Origin of the sequence: Pseudomonas sp. RIT411 (genome assembly GCF_003057735.2) — a bacterium.
Classification (GTDB): domain Bacteria; phylum Pseudomonadota; class Gammaproteobacteria; order Pseudomonadales; family Pseudomonadaceae; genus Chryseomonas; species Chryseomonas oryzihabitans.
The window spans coordinates 124303-139824 of sequence record NZ_QBIZ02000014.1 but is presented as its reverse complement, the minus strand read 5'-3'; the positions used below and the strand labels follow the sequence as shown (position 1 = coordinate 139824).

Below are 15522 nucleotides of genomic sequence, written 5' to 3'. Positions count from 1 at the left end.
CGCCTCCGGCCCACCCTCCCCCGGCGTGGCACCGCCCGGGGACCGCCCCCCCCCCTGCCCGCCCCCCCGAAACCGCCGGTGGCCGCGCCCTTCTGGGAGGAGCTGCTGCCATGAGTCTGCGCACCCTGCATGGTCTGCAGCGTCCGCTGGGCAGCACCGGTCTGGAGATCTCCCCGCTGGGTCTGGGCACGGTCAAGTTCGGGCGTGACCAGGGCGTGAAGTATCCCAATGGCTTCACCATCCCCGACGACCGCAGCGCCGCGGACCTGCTGAGTCTAGCCCGCGAACTGGGGATCAATCTGCTGGACACCGCCCCGGCCTATGGCCGCAGCGAGGAACGCCTGGGTCCGCTCTTGCGTGGCCAGCGCCAGCACTGGGTGATCGCCAGCAAGGTCGGGGAGGAATTCGAAGATGGCCTGTCCAGCTTCGACTTCAGTCCGGCCCATACCCGCCGCTCGGTGGAACGCAGCCTGCAACGCCTGGAAACTGACTGGCTGGACCTGGTGCTGGTGCACTCCGATGGCAACGACCTGGCCATCCTCCAGGACAGCGGCTGCTACGAGACCCTGGCCGAGCTCAAGCGCGAGGGGCTGATCCGCGCCTTCGGCTTTTCCGGCAAGACCGTCGCCGGCGGCCTGAAAGCCCTGGAAGCCGGCGATTGCGCCATGGTCACCTTCAACCTCAACGAAGACGCCGAGATCCCGGTGATCCAGGCCGCCGCCGCCCAGGGCAAGGGCATCCTGATCAAGAAGGCCCTGGCCAGCGGTCACGCCGTGCTCGGCGCCGGCCAGGATCCGGTGCGGGCCAGCTTCGCCCGGGTGTTCGGCGAGCCGGGTGTGAGCAGTGCGATAGTCGGCACTATCGATCCCCTGCACCTGTCACATAATGTCCGTACCCTGGCCGAAGTGATCACCGCTCGGCCCTGATCCAGAGCGTTTCGCTGAACCCTTGCCTTCGTCCGCTGGACGCCCTGCCCGGCTTGCCCGGGACGGCGCGTCCGCGGCATACAACAAACAGGAGTCGGCCATGCCCCAGCTCATCGCCCGCCACAATCCCAAGGCGTTCAAGACCCTGCCCCTTTCGGTCGAGGCCAACCATGACGGCCTCACCTACCAGGCCCTCGGCCAACCCCTGAATTTCAGCGAGATGCTGGAGCGGCGCAAGCCCATCGAGATCGACGATGCCCAGCACTTCAGCGCCAGGCTCGCCAATCTGGGGGTCTCGGTACGCCTGACGCTGAACTGGCAGGGCCAGGATCACTGGCTGCTGGTGCGCCAGCGCCGGCCCGATCGGGGCGACGTGGTGCTCAAGCTGATCTCCGGTTACATCCCGACCCACGAACTGGCGCTGCCGCTGCTCACCGCCGTCCAGGAGGTGGCCGAGGAGTGCCTGATCGAGACGCCGCGCGGCTGGCTGGCGGGACGCTTCGCCGACACCTGGCTGCCGACGCCCTATGCCCCGGCCCTGCCCTATCGCGAGGACGTGGCCTTTCGCCTGACCCCACGTTCGGGCGCGGCGCGGCCAGTGCGCTGCGGCAGTCTGGCGCTGCTGGAGCGCCCTCGCGCCTATGTGCATACCCCTACCGCCTCGCTGCAACTGGTCTATGACCTGCTGCTGGAGCTGCCCAAGGAGTGCAAGGCGCCGAGTCTGTTCCACGTCGACGAGAAGATCGAGAACGGCCAATTGCTGGCGCGCCTGGCCCGGCAACGCCCGGATCTCTATCTGGTCGCCCTGGACGACGGCAAACCCACCGGCGAGCTCTATACCCTGTCCGCCGGCCAGCGCCTGCCGGTATCGACCCGCGGCCTCTGGCTGTCGGAAAGCTTCGCCCGCCAGGACGGCTGGCTGGTCCACGACAGCCGGGTGCGTTGGCGTGACTGGCTGGAGCGCATGGCGCCCCAGAGCGCCCTGCAGCGGGCCTAGGGTCGGCGGGAGATCAGTCGCCACCGGCGCGGCGTTCACCGACGCCGCCGCCGGCCGCGGCCTGGACCCGGCCCGCTAGCCGGGAAAAGGGCAGCGTCTGAATCCACACCGTGCCTTGGCCGCTCAGGGTTGCCAGCACCAGGCCTTCACCGCCGAACAGCATGCTGCGCAGGCCACCCGCCAGCTTGATGTTGTAGTCGATGCCGCTGGTGAAACCCACCAGACAACCGGTGTCCAGGCGCAGGGTCTCGCCCTTGAGTTCCTTGCGGATCACCGTGCCGCCGGCATGCACGAAGGCCATGCCATCGCCCTCCAGCCGCTGCAGGATGAAGCCTTCGCCGCCGAAGAAACCGGCGCCCAGACGGCGGGTGAAAGCCACGCCGATGCGGGTGCCCTTGGCCGCGCAGAGAAAGGAATCGCGCTGGCAGAACAGGGTGCCCCCCAGGGCGGCAAGGTCCAGGGGTACCACCTGCCCCGGATAGGGCGCGGCAAAGGCGACGTGGCGTTTCTCTCGCCCTTCATTGGTGAAATGGGTCATGAACAGCGATTCGCCGCCGAGCATCCGCTTGCCGGCGCCCCACAGCTTGCCGAGCAGGCCGGCGGAGCCGTCGCCCATGCGTGCGGTGAAATCGATGTCGGCCTCCATGTAGGTCATGGCGCCGGCCTCGGCGATCACCGTCTCGCCCGGATCGAGGCCGATCTCCACCGCCTGCAGGGATTCACCGAGAATGCGATGATCGAGGATATGGCTGGGCATGGCTGTGGGACTCCTGGTGTAGCGTGGAAAACGGCGCAGCCTTTTCCACTGTCCTGCATTTGGGCAAGGCGCGTGGAAAACGTTGCGCGGTTTTCCACCCTACAACATCGCGGCCATTACCGGCGCTACCTGGCTTCCCTCACCCCAACCCTCTCCCGGAGGGAGAGGGGGATATCCGGTGCGGATGGACATTCCGTAGGTTGGGTTGAGCGCAGCGAAGCCCAACCTATTGCAGCCCGTAGCGTGGAAAACGCTGCGCGGTTTTCCACCCTACAATATCGCGGCCATGGGCCGCTCCTACAGGGCTCATCCGCGGCTGCAGGAGCGGTCGCATCGGCGCACCGCCATGGCCGCGATGGAATCCCTGCCGTTACCAGCGCCACCTGGATTCCCTCACCCCAGCCCTCTCCCGGAGGGAGAGGGGGGATATCCGGTGCGGATGCAAGTCCCGTGGATTGGTTTGAGCACAGCGAAGCCCAACATATTGCAGCCCGTAGCGTGGAAAACGGCGCAGCCTTTTCCACTGCCCTGCGAATAGGCGACGCGCGTGGAAAACGCTGCGCGGTTTTCCACCCTACGAATCGGCTCCCACGTCTCGCATTTCACCGGCGAAGCGCGCCAGGCGCTGGCGCAGACGCTGGTTTTCGCGGCGTAGTTCTTCCACCTCATCCAGCAGGTGCAGGGCCAGGGCGGTGGCGGACCAGTCCAGTTCCAGCTCGCGCCTCAGGCGCACGGCGCGGCGGGCGCGGTGCAGGGCGCCGGTGTCGAAGTGCCACTCGGCCGGACGCTTGCCCCGCTGGGGCGCCAGGATGCCATGCTCGACGATCTCTACCACCACCGGCTCGCTCACCTCGCAGAGCACGCAGAATTCCTGCAGGACGATCAGACTGCTCATCAGACTTTCCTCCAGTCGCGGCGGGGATCGAAGGCCGCCCGCTCGGCCAGTTGGCGCCACAGCGCCTGGGTTTCTTCATCGCCCCTGGGCGGCATCACCACCTTGAGCAGGGCATGCAGATCGCCCTGCCCCGTCTTGCCGGCCAGGCCCTTGCCGCGCACCCGCAACCGCGCACCGTTCTGGCTGCCGGGCGGAATACTGAGCATGATCTGCCCATCCAGCGTCGGCACCTGTACCTTGGCGCCCAGGGCAGCTTCCCAGGGGGCGAGCGGGACGCTGACCACCAGATCCTGGCCGTCCACGTCGAACAGCGGATGGGGCACCAGGCGGATGACCAGGTAGAGATCCCCCGCCTCCGCACCGCCGACGCCCGGCTCGCCCTGGCCTTTCAGGCGGATACGTTCGCCGTCGGTGCTGCCGGCGGGAATCTTGACGTTGAGGGTCTTGGTGGTCTCGCCGACGCGGCGGCCCAGCTCGTCGCGCTGCGGCAGCGTAAAGCTCAGCGGCTTGGTGCTGCCCGCCTGGCTCTCTTCGAGAAACAGCGGCAGCTCCAGCTCGATGTCACGACCCCGGCGGGCGAAACCGCCCTGCTGCGAGCGCCCGGCAGCACCGAACAGGGATTCGAAGAAGTCGGAGTAGTCCGCGCCGAAGCCGGCATGGGGATCGCTGTAGTCATCGCCTGAACCCGGCTGCCAGTCCGGCGGCACTTGGAAGCGCTCGCCCTGCTGCTGATAGAGGCGTACCTGGTCGTACTCGGCGCGCTTGTGCGGATCGCGCAGGACGTCATAGGCCTCGGCCACCTCCTTGAAGCGGGCCTCGGCATCGGCCTCCTTGCTCACATCGGGGTGGTACTTGCGCGCCAGCTTGCGATAGGCGGTCTTGAGGGTCTTGTCGTCGACGTCGGGAGCGACGCCGAGCACCTCGTAGTAGTCCTTGAAGTCCATTGCGGTCTCCAGTAACGGTTCCCCTAGAGACCGCGGAGCGTCCCCAGGGGTTGCACGCAGCCGATCAGTCGCCTCGCTTGCGAAAGGCAAGGCTGCCGGCCAGCACCGTGAAGGTCGCCACCAGCGCCACCAGGATCCAGAAACCATGGGGCGAGTCGGCCAGCGGGATACCGCCGACGTTCATGCCGAAGAAGCCGGCGATGATGTTGATCGGCAGGGCCAGCACCGTGACCAGGGTCAGGGTGAACAGGGTGCGGTTGGTCTGCTCGGCGGAGGCGGCGGCGATCTCTTCCTGCAACAGCTTGAGCCGCTCCACCAGGGCGGCGAGGTCGTCCAGCACCCGGTCGAATTCCTCGGTGGCCTCGCGCAGGGTCTGGATGTCGTCGCGGCGCAGCCAGGCCGGCGGCCGGTTGAGCAGCCGCAGCAGGGAACCCGGCTCCAGGGCCAGCAGCCGTTGCAGCCGGACCAGGGCGCGTCTCAGGCTGCCCAGTTCGGCGCGACTGGCGGACAGCCGCTGGGACAGCAGGCGATCCTCGATGGCATCCACCTTGACCGTGGTGTCGCGGATGATGCCGGTCAGCACATCGGCCTGGTCGCGCAGGAGGTGCACCAGCAGCTCCAGGGTCGAGCCGAAGCCCTCGCCGCGGCGTACCGCGTGGCGCAGGCGATCCACCGAACGCAGTGGCTGGGCCCGGGCGGTCACCAGCAGCCCCGGGCGGGCGCAGGCCCAGAGGGTGGCGACGTCCACCGAGACCTGGCCGTAGGCGAGGGTCACGTCGTTCACCACCCCGAGCAGGGTGTCGTCGGCCGGTTCCAGGCGGGTCGAGTGGGAACCGGCATGCAAGGATTCGAAGAATTCCTCGGGCAGCCCCAGGTGCTCGCGCATCCAGCGTTCGGCGGCGGCGTGGGCCAGGTTGAAGTGCAGCCAGCGAAATCCGCCCTCTTCCGCCTCCCAGGGATCTTCCGGCGCCATGGTCAGGGCCCGGCCCGGCTGGCCGGAGGTGAAATGATAGGCGTAGAGCAGCCCCAGCCGTTCGGCGGCCGGATGCAGGGGGATCAGCGTATTGGTCATGGCTACCTGCGGAGGGAACGCGACATCAGGGCTCTGTTAGCAGGTCCGAATGAACCTTTGATGACAGAGCCCCGGTCGGCAGGCACCGAAGCGACGCCCCGGACGGGGCGCCACTTTTATTGCGGACGCATGTGCGGGAAGAGGATGACGTCGCGGATCGACGGCGAGTTGGTCAGCAGCATCACCAGGCGGTCGATGCCGATGCCTTCACCGGCGGTGGGCGGCATGCCGTATTCCAGGGCGTTGATGAAGTCGGCGTCGTAGTGCATGGCCTCGTCGTCACCGGCGTCCTTTTCCTGGACCTGCAGCATGAAGCGCTCGGCCTGATCTTCGGCGTCATTGAGCTCGGAGTAGGCGTTGGCGATCTCGCGGCCGCCGATGAACAGCTCGAAGCGGTCGGTGACGCTGGGATTGTCGTCGTTGCGGCGCGCCAGCGGCGAGACCTCGAAGGGGTACTCGGTGATGAAGTGCGGCTGCTCCAGCTTGCTCTCCACCAGCTCCTCGAAAATCATCACCTGCAGCTTGCCCAGGCCTTCGTGGCCGAGCACCTTGGCGCCGGCCTTCTTGGCGATGGCGCGGGCCTTCTCGACGTCCTGCAGGTCTTCCGCGGTGATGTCCGGATTGTACTTGAGGATGGAGTCGTACACCGACAGGCGCACGAAGGGCTCGCCGAAGTGGAAGACCTTGTCGCCATAGGGCACGTCGGTGGTGCCGAGCACGGCCATGGCCAGTTCGCGGAACAGTTCCTCGGTGAGGTCCATGTTGTCGCGGTAGTCGGCGTAGGCCTGGTAGAACTCGAGCATGGTGAACTCGGGGTTGTGCCGGGTCGAGACGCCTTCGTTACGGAAGTTGCGGTTGATCTCGAAGACCTTCTCGAAGCCACCGACCACCAGGCGCTTGAGGTACAGCTCCGGCGCGATGCGCAGGAACATGGCCATGTCCAGGGCGTTGTGGTGGGTCTCGAAGGGCTTGGCCGCCGCACCGCCGGGAATGGTCTGCAGCATGGGGGTTTCCACTTCGAGGAAGCCCCGCTCCATGAGGAAGCGGCGGATGTGGGCGATGACCTGGGAGCGTACGCGGAAGGTCTGGCGCACCTCTTCGTTGACGATCAGGTCGACATAGCGCTGGCGATAGCGCAGCTCGGTGTCGGTCAGGCCGTGGTGCTTGTCGGGCAGCGGGCGCAGCGACTTGGTCAGCAGGCGCACGTCGCTCATGTTGACGTACAGATCGCCCTTGCCGGAGCGGGCCAGGGTGCCTTCGGTGGCGATGATGTCGCCCAGGTCCCAGGTCTTGACCGCTTCCAGGGTCTCGGCCGGCAGGGTCTTGCGGTCGACGTAGACCTGGATGCGCCCGCTGGTGTCCTGCAGCACCATGAAGGCGCCGCGGTTGAGCATGATGCGGCCGGCCACCTTGACCTTGATGCCCGCGGCTTCCAGCTCTTCCTTGGTCTTGTCGGCGTACTGCTGCTGCAGATCACCGGCCAGGCTGTCGCGGCGGAAGTCGTTGGGGAAGGGAATGGCCTGCTGGGCACGCAGCGCGGAGAGCTTTTCCTTGCGCTGGGCGATCAGCTTGTTGTCTTCCTGTTCCTGGGCTTGAGGGTCTAGGGGTTGTTCGCTCATGTCTGCTGTTTACCTGGGGAGTGCTTGCCGTAGGAGCGGCCCATGGCCGCGATAACTAGCAGGATCGCGGCCATGGGCCGCTCCTACGGGAGAGTGGGGTTAGATGCCCTGCTTGAGGCTGGCTTCAAGGTATTCGTCCAGATCGCCGTCGAGCACCTTGTCGCAGTCGCTGCGTTCCACGCCGGTGCGCAGATCCTTGATCCGCGAGGCGTCGAGGACGTAGGAGCGAATCTGGTGGCCCCAGCCGATATCGGACTTGGAGTCCTCCAGCGCCTGGGAGGCGGCGGTGCGCTTCTGCATCTCCAGCTCGTACAACTTGGCCCGCAGCATCTTCATGGCGGTGTCCTTGTTGGCGTGCTGGGAACGCTCGTTCTGGCAGGCCACCACGGTGTTGGTGGGCACGTGGGTGATCCGCACCGCGGAGTCGGTGGTGTTCACGTGCTGACCACCCGCACCCGAGGAGCGGTAGGTGTCGATGCGCAGATCGGACGGGTTGATCTCGATGTCGATGTTGTCGTCGATCTCGGGCGAGACGAACACCGCGGTGAAGGAGGTGTGGCGACGGTTGCCCGAGTCGAAGGGACTCTTGCGCACCAGGCGGTGCACGCCGATCTCGGTGCGCAGCCAGCCGAAGGCGTATTCGCCCTTGATGTGCACCGTGGCGCCCTTGATGCCGGCGACCTCGCCTTCCGACAACTCGACGATCTCGGCGCTGAAACCGTGCTGGTCGGCCCAGCGCAGGTACATGCGCAGCAGCATGTTGGCCCAGTCCTGGGCCTCGGTGCCGCCGGAGCCGGCCTGGATGTCCAGGTAGCAGTTGTTGGGGTCCATCTCGCCGCTGAACATGCGGCGGAATTCCAGCTTCTCGAGGATGCCGCGCAGGCGCTCCACCTCGGTCGCCACGTCATCGACCGCGCCCTGGTCCTCCTCTTCGGCGGCCATCTCCAGCAGGTCGCTGGCATCGGCCAGGCCACCGGTCAGCTCGTCCAGGGTCCCGACCACCTGGGCCAGCTGGGCGCGCTCGCGGCCGAGATTCTGGGCGTATTCGGGCTTGTTCCAGACAGCGGGATCCTCGAGCTCGCGCTCGACTTCGACCAGACGATCCTTTTTCAGATCGTAGTCAAAGATACCCCCGAATGGTCTGGGTACGGCTGGTGAGGTCCTTGATGCTGGTGACGATCGGGTTGATTTCCATGGGGGAAACACTCGCGAGAAAAGCTGTGGAAAAGCTCGCGAGTATAACCCAATCGGCGGCGAAACTCAGCGGGCGGCGGGCAGCGCCGCCCGCACGCGCCTCAATCGGCGTCGAGATCGCGATGGCGGGTTTCCGGCAGGCACAGCAGTCCCACCACCAGGCTGACGCCGGTGATCAGCACCGGGTACCAGAGGCCGTAGAAGATGTCGCCGGTATAGACCACCAGGGCGAAGGACACCGTGGGCAGGAAGCCGCCGAACCAGCCGTTGCCGATGTGGTACGGCAGCGACATGGAGGTGTAGCGGATGCGCGTGGGGAACAGCTCCACCATCAGCGCCGCCAGCGGTCCGTAGCAGAGGGTGGCAATCAGGATCAGGGCGAAGATCACCGCCACCACCATCGGCTTGTTGACCTGGGCCGAGTCGGCCTTGGCCGGATAGCCGGCGGCCTGCACCGCGGCGCGCAGGGCCGGTTCGTCGAAGCCGACGATGAGCTTGTCGCCGACGCTGACCTGCACCGCATCGCCGGGCGCCGCGGCCACGCTGCGGTAGGGCAGACCGCTCTTGGCCAGCAGTGTCTTGACCCGGTCGCAGGGACTGTCGAAACGCGCCTTGCCCACCGGATCGAACTGGAAGGTGCAGGTGGCCGGGTCGGCGGTCACCACGATGGGCGCCTGCTGGCTGGCCTGGTAGATCTGCGGATTGGCGTAGTGGGTCAGGGCCTTGAACAGCGGGAAGTAGAGCACCGTGGCCAGCAGCAGGCCGAGCATCAGGATCGGCTTGCGCCCGACCTTGTCCGACAGCCAACCGGCGATGACGAAGAAGGGGGCCCCGAGGATGACGCTGATGATCAGCAGGTTGTTCGCCAGCACCGGATCCAGCTTGAGGGTCTGAGTGAGAAAGAACATCACATAGAACTGCGACAGGTAGAAGGTCACCGCCTGGCCGCCGTTGATGCTGAACAGCGCGATCAGCACCACCTTGAGATTGCTCCAGTTGGTGAAGGAATCGCGGATCGGCGCCTTGCTCTGCTTGCCTTCGGCCTTCATGCGCACGAAGGCGGGCGATTCGTGCATCGACATGCGGATCCAGGTGGAGATGGCCAGCAGGAAGATCGACAGCAGGAACGGCAGGCGCCAGCCCCAGACCTCGAACTGGTCGCCGGTCAGGTAGCGGCAGACCAGGATCACCACCAGCGACAGCAACAGGCCCAGGGTCGCGGTGGATTGCAGCCAGCTGGTATGGGCGCCGCGCTTGCCGGGCGGCGCGTGCTCGGCGATGTAGGTGGCGGCGCCGCCGTATTCGCCGCCCAGGGCCAGGCCCTGCAGCAGGCGCAGCACCACCAGGATGATGGGTGCGGCCACGCCGATGCTGGCGTAGGTGGGCAGCAGGCCGACGCCGAAGGTGGCGATGCCCATGAGGATGATGGTGGCGAGAAAGGTGTACTTGCGGCCGACCATGTCGCCCAGGCGGCCGAACACCAGGGCGCCGAAGGGCCGCACCACGAAGCCGGCGGCAAAGGCCAGCAGGGCGAAGATGAAGGCGGTGGTGTCGTTGACGCCGGCGAAGAACTGCTTGCTGATCACCGCCGCCAGGGCGCCATAGAGAAAGAAGTCGTACCACTCGAAGACGGTTCCCAGGGACGAGGCGAAGATCACCTTGCGTTCTTCGCGGCGACTGCTGGCCGCGCTGGGTTGGACCCGGGGTTGGGCATAGTCGGACATCGCACGTTCTCCTGACCCGGGATCGCCGGGCTGATTGTTGTTATGGGCGACAGCTACTACGGTGGAAACGGCGGGAGGCCCCGTCGTCGGTGAAAGCGGAGGGACGCCGCTAGGCCGCCGAGACCGCGCTGGCCCGGGCCACCACGGCGGGCAGCTCGTGACTGCCCTGCTCGCGCGCCTCGGCCAGCATGAAGGTGGCCGCCTGCTCGGCGATCATCAGCGTTGGCGAGCAGCTGTTGCCCGAGACCAGGGTCGGCATGATGGAGGCGTCGGCCACCCGCAGCCCGGGAATGCCATGCACCCGCAGGCGCGCATCGACCACGGCGTCGGCGTCCTGGCCCATGCGGCAGGTGCCGGATGGATGGAAGATGGTGGTGCCTATGGCGCCGGCCGCCTGCTGCAATTCCTCCTCGCTCTGGTAGGCCGGGCCCGGCAGGTATTCCTCGGGTCGATAGGCGGCCAGGGCCGGGGCGGCGACGATGCGCCGGGTCAGGCGGATGGCGTCGGCGGCCACCCTGAGATCCTCCGGCGCACTGAGATAGCGCGGCTGGATCAGCGGCGCGGCCAGCGGGTCGGCGCTGCGGATGGCCACCTGGCCGCGACTGGCCGGACGCAGGTTGCACACCGAGGCGGTAAAGGCGGGAAAGCCGTGCAGCGGCTCGCCGAAGCGCTCCAGCGACAGCGGCTGCACGTGATACTGCAGATTGGCCGAGGGCTGCCCGGAATCGGAGCGGGCGAAGGCGCCCAGCTGACTTGGCGCCATGGCCAGGGGGCCACTGCGTTTCCAGAGGTATTCCAGGCCCATGCCCAGCTTGCCCCAAAGACTGCCGGCCAGGGCGTTGAGGGTCGGCACGCCGTGCACCCGGTAGATCAGCCGCAGTTGCAGGTGATCCTGCAGATTGCCGCCCACCCCTTCCAGGCGGTGCCGGACGCCGATGCCCAGGCCTTCGAGCAGACCGCGCGGCCCTATGCCGGAGCGCTGCAACAGGGTCGGCGAGCCGATGGCGCCGGCGCAGAGCACGATCTCCCGCCGTGCCACCAGGCGCTGGGGCTCGGCCTGGCCCGGCAGGCGCGCCAGCACCGCCCGTGCCCTGCCCCCCTCCAGCAGCACCCGCTCGACCTGGACGCCGGTCAGCACCTCGAGGTTGGCGCGCTGGCGGATGGGCTTGAGAAAGGCCTTGGCGGCATTCCAGCGCACGCCATTGCGCTGATTGACCTGGAAGTAGCCGCAGCCTTCGTTGTCACCGGTGTTGAAGTCCTCCACCGGCGCGATGCCGGTTTCGCCGGCGGCGGCGCGAAAGGCGTCGAGCAGCGTCCAGTGCAGGCGCTGCCGCTCGACCCGCCATTCGCCCCCGGCGCCATGAAACTCTGAATTGCCGTCGCAGTGATCCTCCATGCGCTTGAACAGCGGCAGCACGTCCTGCCAGCCCCAGCCGGGATTGCCGGCGGCGGCCCAGCCGTCGTAGTCGCGGGCCTGGCCACGCATGTAGATCATGCCATTGATGGACGAGCAGCCACCCAGCACCCGCCCGCGCGGATAGTTGAGCGCCCGGCCCCCCAGGCCCGCTTCCACCTCGGTCTTGAAGCACCAGTCGGTGCGCGGATTGCCGATGCAGAACAGATAGCCGACGGGAATGTGGATCCAGGGATGGTTGTCACGCCCGCCGGCTTCCAGCAGCAGCACGCGATGGGCCGGATCGGCGGACAGTCGATTGGCCAGCAGGCAGCCGGCCGGACCGGCGCCGACGATGATGAAGTCATATTCCGCAGCAGGACCGGGCATGACGTTCCCTCGCTTTTTTGTTGTTGTGGTCCCTATCCTAATGTCGTCATCCGCGAACAACAGTCGCAGAAAACGGGCACCGGCTGTGCATTTCTGAACAGCGCCCCACAAGCGACCGCGCAGACAGACCTAGACGAGGGAGACGGGATGTTCGACTGGAACGATCTGCGGGTTTTTCTGGAGATCCAGCGCCATGGCCGCCTGCTGACCGCCGCCCGTAGCCTGGGCGTCAGTCATGCCACCGTCGCCCGCCACCTGGAGGCCCTGGAGCGCGCCCTGGGCAGTCAGCTGCTGGTGCAACAGGCCAGCGGTTATCAACTCACCCCGGCTGGTCAGGCCCTGTTGGCGCACGCCCAGGCGATGGAAGAAGCCGCGTTGCTGGCCCAGGAGGCGGTGACCCAGAGACTCAATCCGCTGGGCCAGGTGCGGGTCGGGGTGACCGAAGGTCTGGGCACCGGCTTTCTCGCCCAGCGTCTGGGAGCGCTGCTGCGCGACTATGCGGGGCTGGAAGTGGAACTGGTCTCGGTGCCGCGCTTCGTCAGCGTCACCAACCGCGAGGCGGACATCGCCATCACCCTGGAAAGGCCCACCGCCGAAGGCCTGATCGGCCGGCGGCTGACGCCCTATCGCCTGAGGTTCTACGCCAGTCGCGCCTACCTGGATCGGGCGCCGCCCCTGGGCGCCGAAGCCGACCTCGGCGAGCAGACCTTCATCGGCTACGTCGACGACCTGCTGTATACCCGCGAACTGCAATTCATCCAGGGACTCTGCCCCGAGCCGCGCATCGTCTTCCGCAGCACCAGCGTCATCGCCCAGCGCGAAGCCGCCTGTGCCGGCATCGGCATTGCGGTGCTGCCCTGCTACCTGGTGGGTCAAGGCACGCCCCTGGAAGGCGTGCTCCCGGAGCGCTCCTTTACCCGGGAGTACTGGATCTCCACCCACCGCGAACTGCACCGCTCCGCGCGCCTGCGCGTGGTCTGGGATTTCCTGCTGCACCTCTGCGCAGCGGAGCGGAGCGTCCTGCTGGGCGAGGAACGTGCCCTCGCCTAGTCGTCAGACCGCCGCGGCCTCGCGCTCCAGTTCTGCGCGCAGGCCGGGCTCCAGGCGCAACTGGCGCGCCAGCTCGTCCAGATAGGCCTTTTCCATGTATTGCTGATCGTCGATCAGCATCAGGCTGGCCAAGTACATCTCGGCGGCCATTTCGGGGGTTTCCGCCGCGGCGGCGACCTTGGCCGGGTCGAGCGGCTGCTCCAGTTCGCGCTGCAGCCAGCTGCGCAGTTCGGGATCGTTGTCCAGCTTGGCCATCTCGGCTTCGATGGCCTGGCGTTCCTGGTCATCGACATGGCCATCGGCCTTGGCCGCCGCGATCAGGGCGATCAGCACCGCCCGGCCGTGGGCCTCGGCTTCATGCTCCGGCACCCGATCCACGGTGCGGGGCTCGGCGGCCGCCGCGCCCTGGGCCTGGTTGGCCTGCCAGGACTGATAGGCCTTGTAGGCCACCATGCCGAGCGCCGCCAGACCGCCATAGCCGACCGCCTTGCCGCCCATGGCGCGCCCGCGCTTGCTGCCCAGCAGGGCGGTCAGGGCTCCCGCGGCCAGGCCGCTGTTACCCAGTCCGGAGAGCAGACCACCGAGGGGATCCTTGCCGGAAGACGGGGTACCGGGGCGTGGGGCCGCGTGGCCGGTCTTCTTGGCCAGGGCCTGCTGGCCCGCCTTGAGCAATTGATCGAGCAAACCGCGGGTGTTCATGGATGACCTCCACAGAGTCGGGATTCAGCTTCTTGGGACCGCCGTCCGCACCGTCCGGCTCCCGGCACCTGCTTACCGGATGTTGCCGGGAACACGGTCGCCAGCGGCCAGCCGCTACAAAATATTGCTGACCGCGGGCCGCCCACGGCGCTACTCTTGCGCCTCCCCCCTGCAGTTGCCGGAGACACCCCATGCGCTCGCGTCTGGCTGTGCTGTTCGCGCTTTCGGTCGCCCTTACCGCCGGCCAGGTCCAGGCCGCCGCCGAGGATGCCCGCCTCATCGCCAATCGCTATCTCGATGCCTGGAACGATCACGACGCCGAGGCCGCCAGCGCCCTGCTCGATCCCAAGGTGCAGTATTTCGACAGTGGCGCTGCCACCACCGAGACCAGCCGCACCCAGGCCCGCGACAGGATCGTCAAGGTCACCCTCAAGGCGGTACCGGATCTGCAGGTGAAGATGGTGCACAAGCCGGTCATCGGCCCGCGCAGCATCGCCTTCGAATGGGAACTGACCGGCAACCGCACCACCGCCACCGGCAAGCAACCGGTGAAGATCCGCGGCGCCAGCATCATGAAGATCCGCGACGGTCGCATCTGGTACCTGGGCGACTACTACGACAGCGACGCCCTGGAGGCGATGCTGCGACCGGTCAAGCCCTGACCCGGGAGCCATCCGGGCGGATGGCTCCGTTGCTCCCCTATTCCACCCCGAACGGCTTGCGCAGCGGCGTATCCCGGTGCGCGGCGCGGACGTACTGCGGCGGCCAGGAGACCTTCTCGCGCAAGGCTTCGGCGGCATTCAGCGGCCAATAGGGATCGCGCAGCAGCTCACGGGCCAGCAGCACCAGATCGGCCTGACCGGTGCGCAGCACGTGCTCGGCCTGGGCCGCATCGGTGATCATGCCCACCGCGCCACTGGGGATCCCGGCTTCCTTGCGCACCCGCTCGGCGAACTGGGTCTGGTAACCGGGGCCGGTGGGAATGTCGGCCTGGGCCGCGGTGCCGCCGGAAGAGACATCGATCAGGTCGACGCCCAGGGTCTTGAGCCGGCGCGCCAGTTCCACCGTCTCGTCGACGTCCCAGCCGTCTTCCACCCAGTCGGTGGCCGAGACCCGCACGAACAGCGGCAACTCCTCCGGCCAGACCGCGCGCACGTCGGCGGTCACCTCCAGCAGCAGGCGGATGCGATTCTCGAAATTGCCGCCGTAGTCGTCTTCGCGGCGGTTGGAGAGCGGCGAGAGGAACTGGTGCAGCAGATAGCCATGGGCGGCGTGGATCTCGGCCACCTTGAAGCCGGCCGCCAGGGCGCGCTCGGCGGTGTCCACGAAGGCCCGGCGGATGCTGGCGATGTCGTCGCGATCCACCGCCGTGGGCCGGGTGTGCTGGGGATCGAAGGCGATGGCCGAGGGCGCCACCGGCACCCAGCCGCCTTCGGCGATGGGCACGCTGCCGTGCTTGCCGAGCCAGGGTTGCCAGGTGCTGGCCTTACGCCCGGCGTGGGCCAGCTGGATACCGGCGACACTGCCCTGCCCCTCGATGAACTGGGTGATGCGCCGCAGGGGCTCGATCTGCTCGTCCTTCCACAACCCCAGGTCCTGGGGTGTGATGCGCCCGTCGGGGGTGACCGCGGTGGCCTCGAAGATCACCAGGCCGGCACCACCGGTGGCGCGACTGCCCAGGTGCACCAGGTGCCAGTCTTTGGCGAAGCCGTCTTCGCTGGAGTACTGGCACATCGGGGAGACCACCACGCGATTGGGCAGGGTCAGCTGACGCAGGGTCAGGGGTTGGAACAGGAGACTCATGGCGGACCTCGTCTAGTCGGGATTCACGGCATTGGAGTGTTCCCGAACAGAATAGGTCG

At 67.3% G+C, this 15522-nt stretch carries 14 protein-coding genes; 4 read left to right on the top strand and 10 right to left on the bottom strand.

All coding sequences use genetic code 11. The features are described from left to right. Positions 1-110: 110 nt before the first annotated feature. Positions 111-926: an aldo/keto reductase gene (locus DBY63_RS18385; protein WP_027600231.1), complete on the top strand. Its 816-nt coding sequence runs from the start codon at positions 111-113 to the stop codon at positions 924-926. A gap of 100 nt (positions 927-1026) precedes the next feature. Next, complete coding sequence (locus DBY63_RS18380) at positions 1027-1923, top strand: hypothetical protein (protein ID WP_007162117.1); 897 nt, start codon at positions 1027-1029, stop codon at positions 1921-1923. Positions 1924-1936: 13 nt separating this feature from the next. Here the strand turns inward: DBY63_RS18380 and DBY63_RS18375 are convergent, their stop codons facing one another. The 8 genes from DBY63_RS18375 to DBY63_RS18340 form a co-directional block, all read right to left on the bottom strand. Further along, positions 1937-2680, bottom strand: a complete 744-nt coding sequence (locus DBY63_RS18375; RefSeq protein WP_108582482.1) for a TIGR00266 family protein — start codon at positions 2678-2680, stop codon at positions 1937-1939. Positions 2681-3254: 574 nt separating this feature from the next. Beyond that, positions 3255-3575: a chaperone modulator CbpM gene (locus tag DBY63_RS18370; protein ID WP_108582483.1), complete on the bottom strand. Its 321-nt coding sequence runs from the start codon at positions 3573-3575 to the stop codon at positions 3255-3257. After that, a complete protein-coding gene (gene cbpA, locus DBY63_RS18365) occupies positions 3575-4519 on the bottom strand; it encodes a curved DNA-binding protein (protein WP_027600819.1) in 945 nt (314 codons plus the stop codon). The genes DBY63_RS18370 and cbpA overlap by 1 nt, the downstream gene beginning before the upstream one ends. A gap of 64 nt (positions 4520-4583) precedes the next feature. Next, positions 4584-5591 carry a transporter gene (locus DBY63_RS18360; protein WP_027600227.1) on the bottom strand — a complete coding sequence of 336 codons (1008 nt, stop codon included), beginning with the start codon at positions 5589-5591 and terminating at the stop codon, positions 4584-4586. A 116-nt stretch (positions 5592-5707) separates the two neighbouring features. Continuing rightward, positions 5708-7210: a lysine--tRNA ligase gene (lysS, locus tag DBY63_RS18355; protein ID WP_108582484.1), complete on the bottom strand. Its 1503-nt coding sequence runs from the start codon at positions 7208-7210 to the stop codon at positions 5708-5710. A gap of 99 nt (positions 7211-7309) precedes the next feature. Further along, a protein-coding gene (prfB, locus tag DBY63_RS18350; RefSeq protein WP_100168977.1) for a peptide chain release factor 2 occupies positions 7310-8405 on the bottom strand; the annotation gives its coding sequence in 2 pieces (ribosomal slippage) (positions 7310-8332 and positions 8334-8405; 1095 coding nt in all). Between the two features lie 100 nt (positions 8406-8505). Next, on the bottom strand, positions 8506-10128 hold the full coding sequence (locus DBY63_RS18345; protein ID WP_007160970.1) for an MFS transporter: 1623 nt from the start codon (positions 10126-10128) through the stop codon (positions 8506-8508). A gap of 109 nt (positions 10129-10237) precedes the next feature. Further along, entirely contained in the window at positions 10238-11911 is a 1674-nt protein-coding gene (locus DBY63_RS18340) for a GMC family oxidoreductase (protein ID WP_108582485.1), read from the bottom strand. A 147-nt stretch (positions 11912-12058) separates the two neighbouring features. Between DBY63_RS18340 and DBY63_RS18335 the strand changes: the two genes are divergently transcribed. Continuing rightward, on the top strand, positions 12059-12961 hold the full coding sequence (locus DBY63_RS18335; RefSeq protein ID WP_077171599.1) for a LysR family transcriptional regulator: 903 nt from the start codon (positions 12059-12061) through the stop codon (positions 12959-12961). Positions 12962-12964: 3 nt separating this feature from the next. Here the strand turns inward: DBY63_RS18335 and DBY63_RS18330 are convergent, their stop codons facing one another. Continuing rightward, positions 12965-13660 (bottom strand): tellurite resistance TerB family protein, encoded by a 696-nt coding sequence (locus DBY63_RS18330; protein ID WP_007160967.1) that lies wholly within the window; start codon positions 13658-13660, stop codon positions 12965-12967. Positions 13661-13851: 191 nt separating this feature from the next. Here DBY63_RS18330 and DBY63_RS18325 point away from each other — a divergent pair, with 191 nt between their 5' ends. Then, positions 13852-14322 (top strand): nuclear transport factor 2 family protein, encoded by a 471-nt coding sequence (locus DBY63_RS18325; RefSeq protein ID WP_007160966.1) that lies wholly within the window; start codon positions 13852-13854, stop codon positions 14320-14322. A gap of 37 nt (positions 14323-14359) precedes the next feature. On the opposite strand, the gene DBY63_RS18320 is transcribed toward DBY63_RS18325, so the two are convergent. Beyond that, positions 14360-15463, bottom strand: coding sequence for an NADH:flavin oxidoreductase/NADH oxidase (locus DBY63_RS18320; protein WP_108582486.1), 1104 nt, complete (start codon positions 15461-15463; stop codon positions 14360-14362). Positions 15464-15522 lie beyond the last annotated feature (59 nt).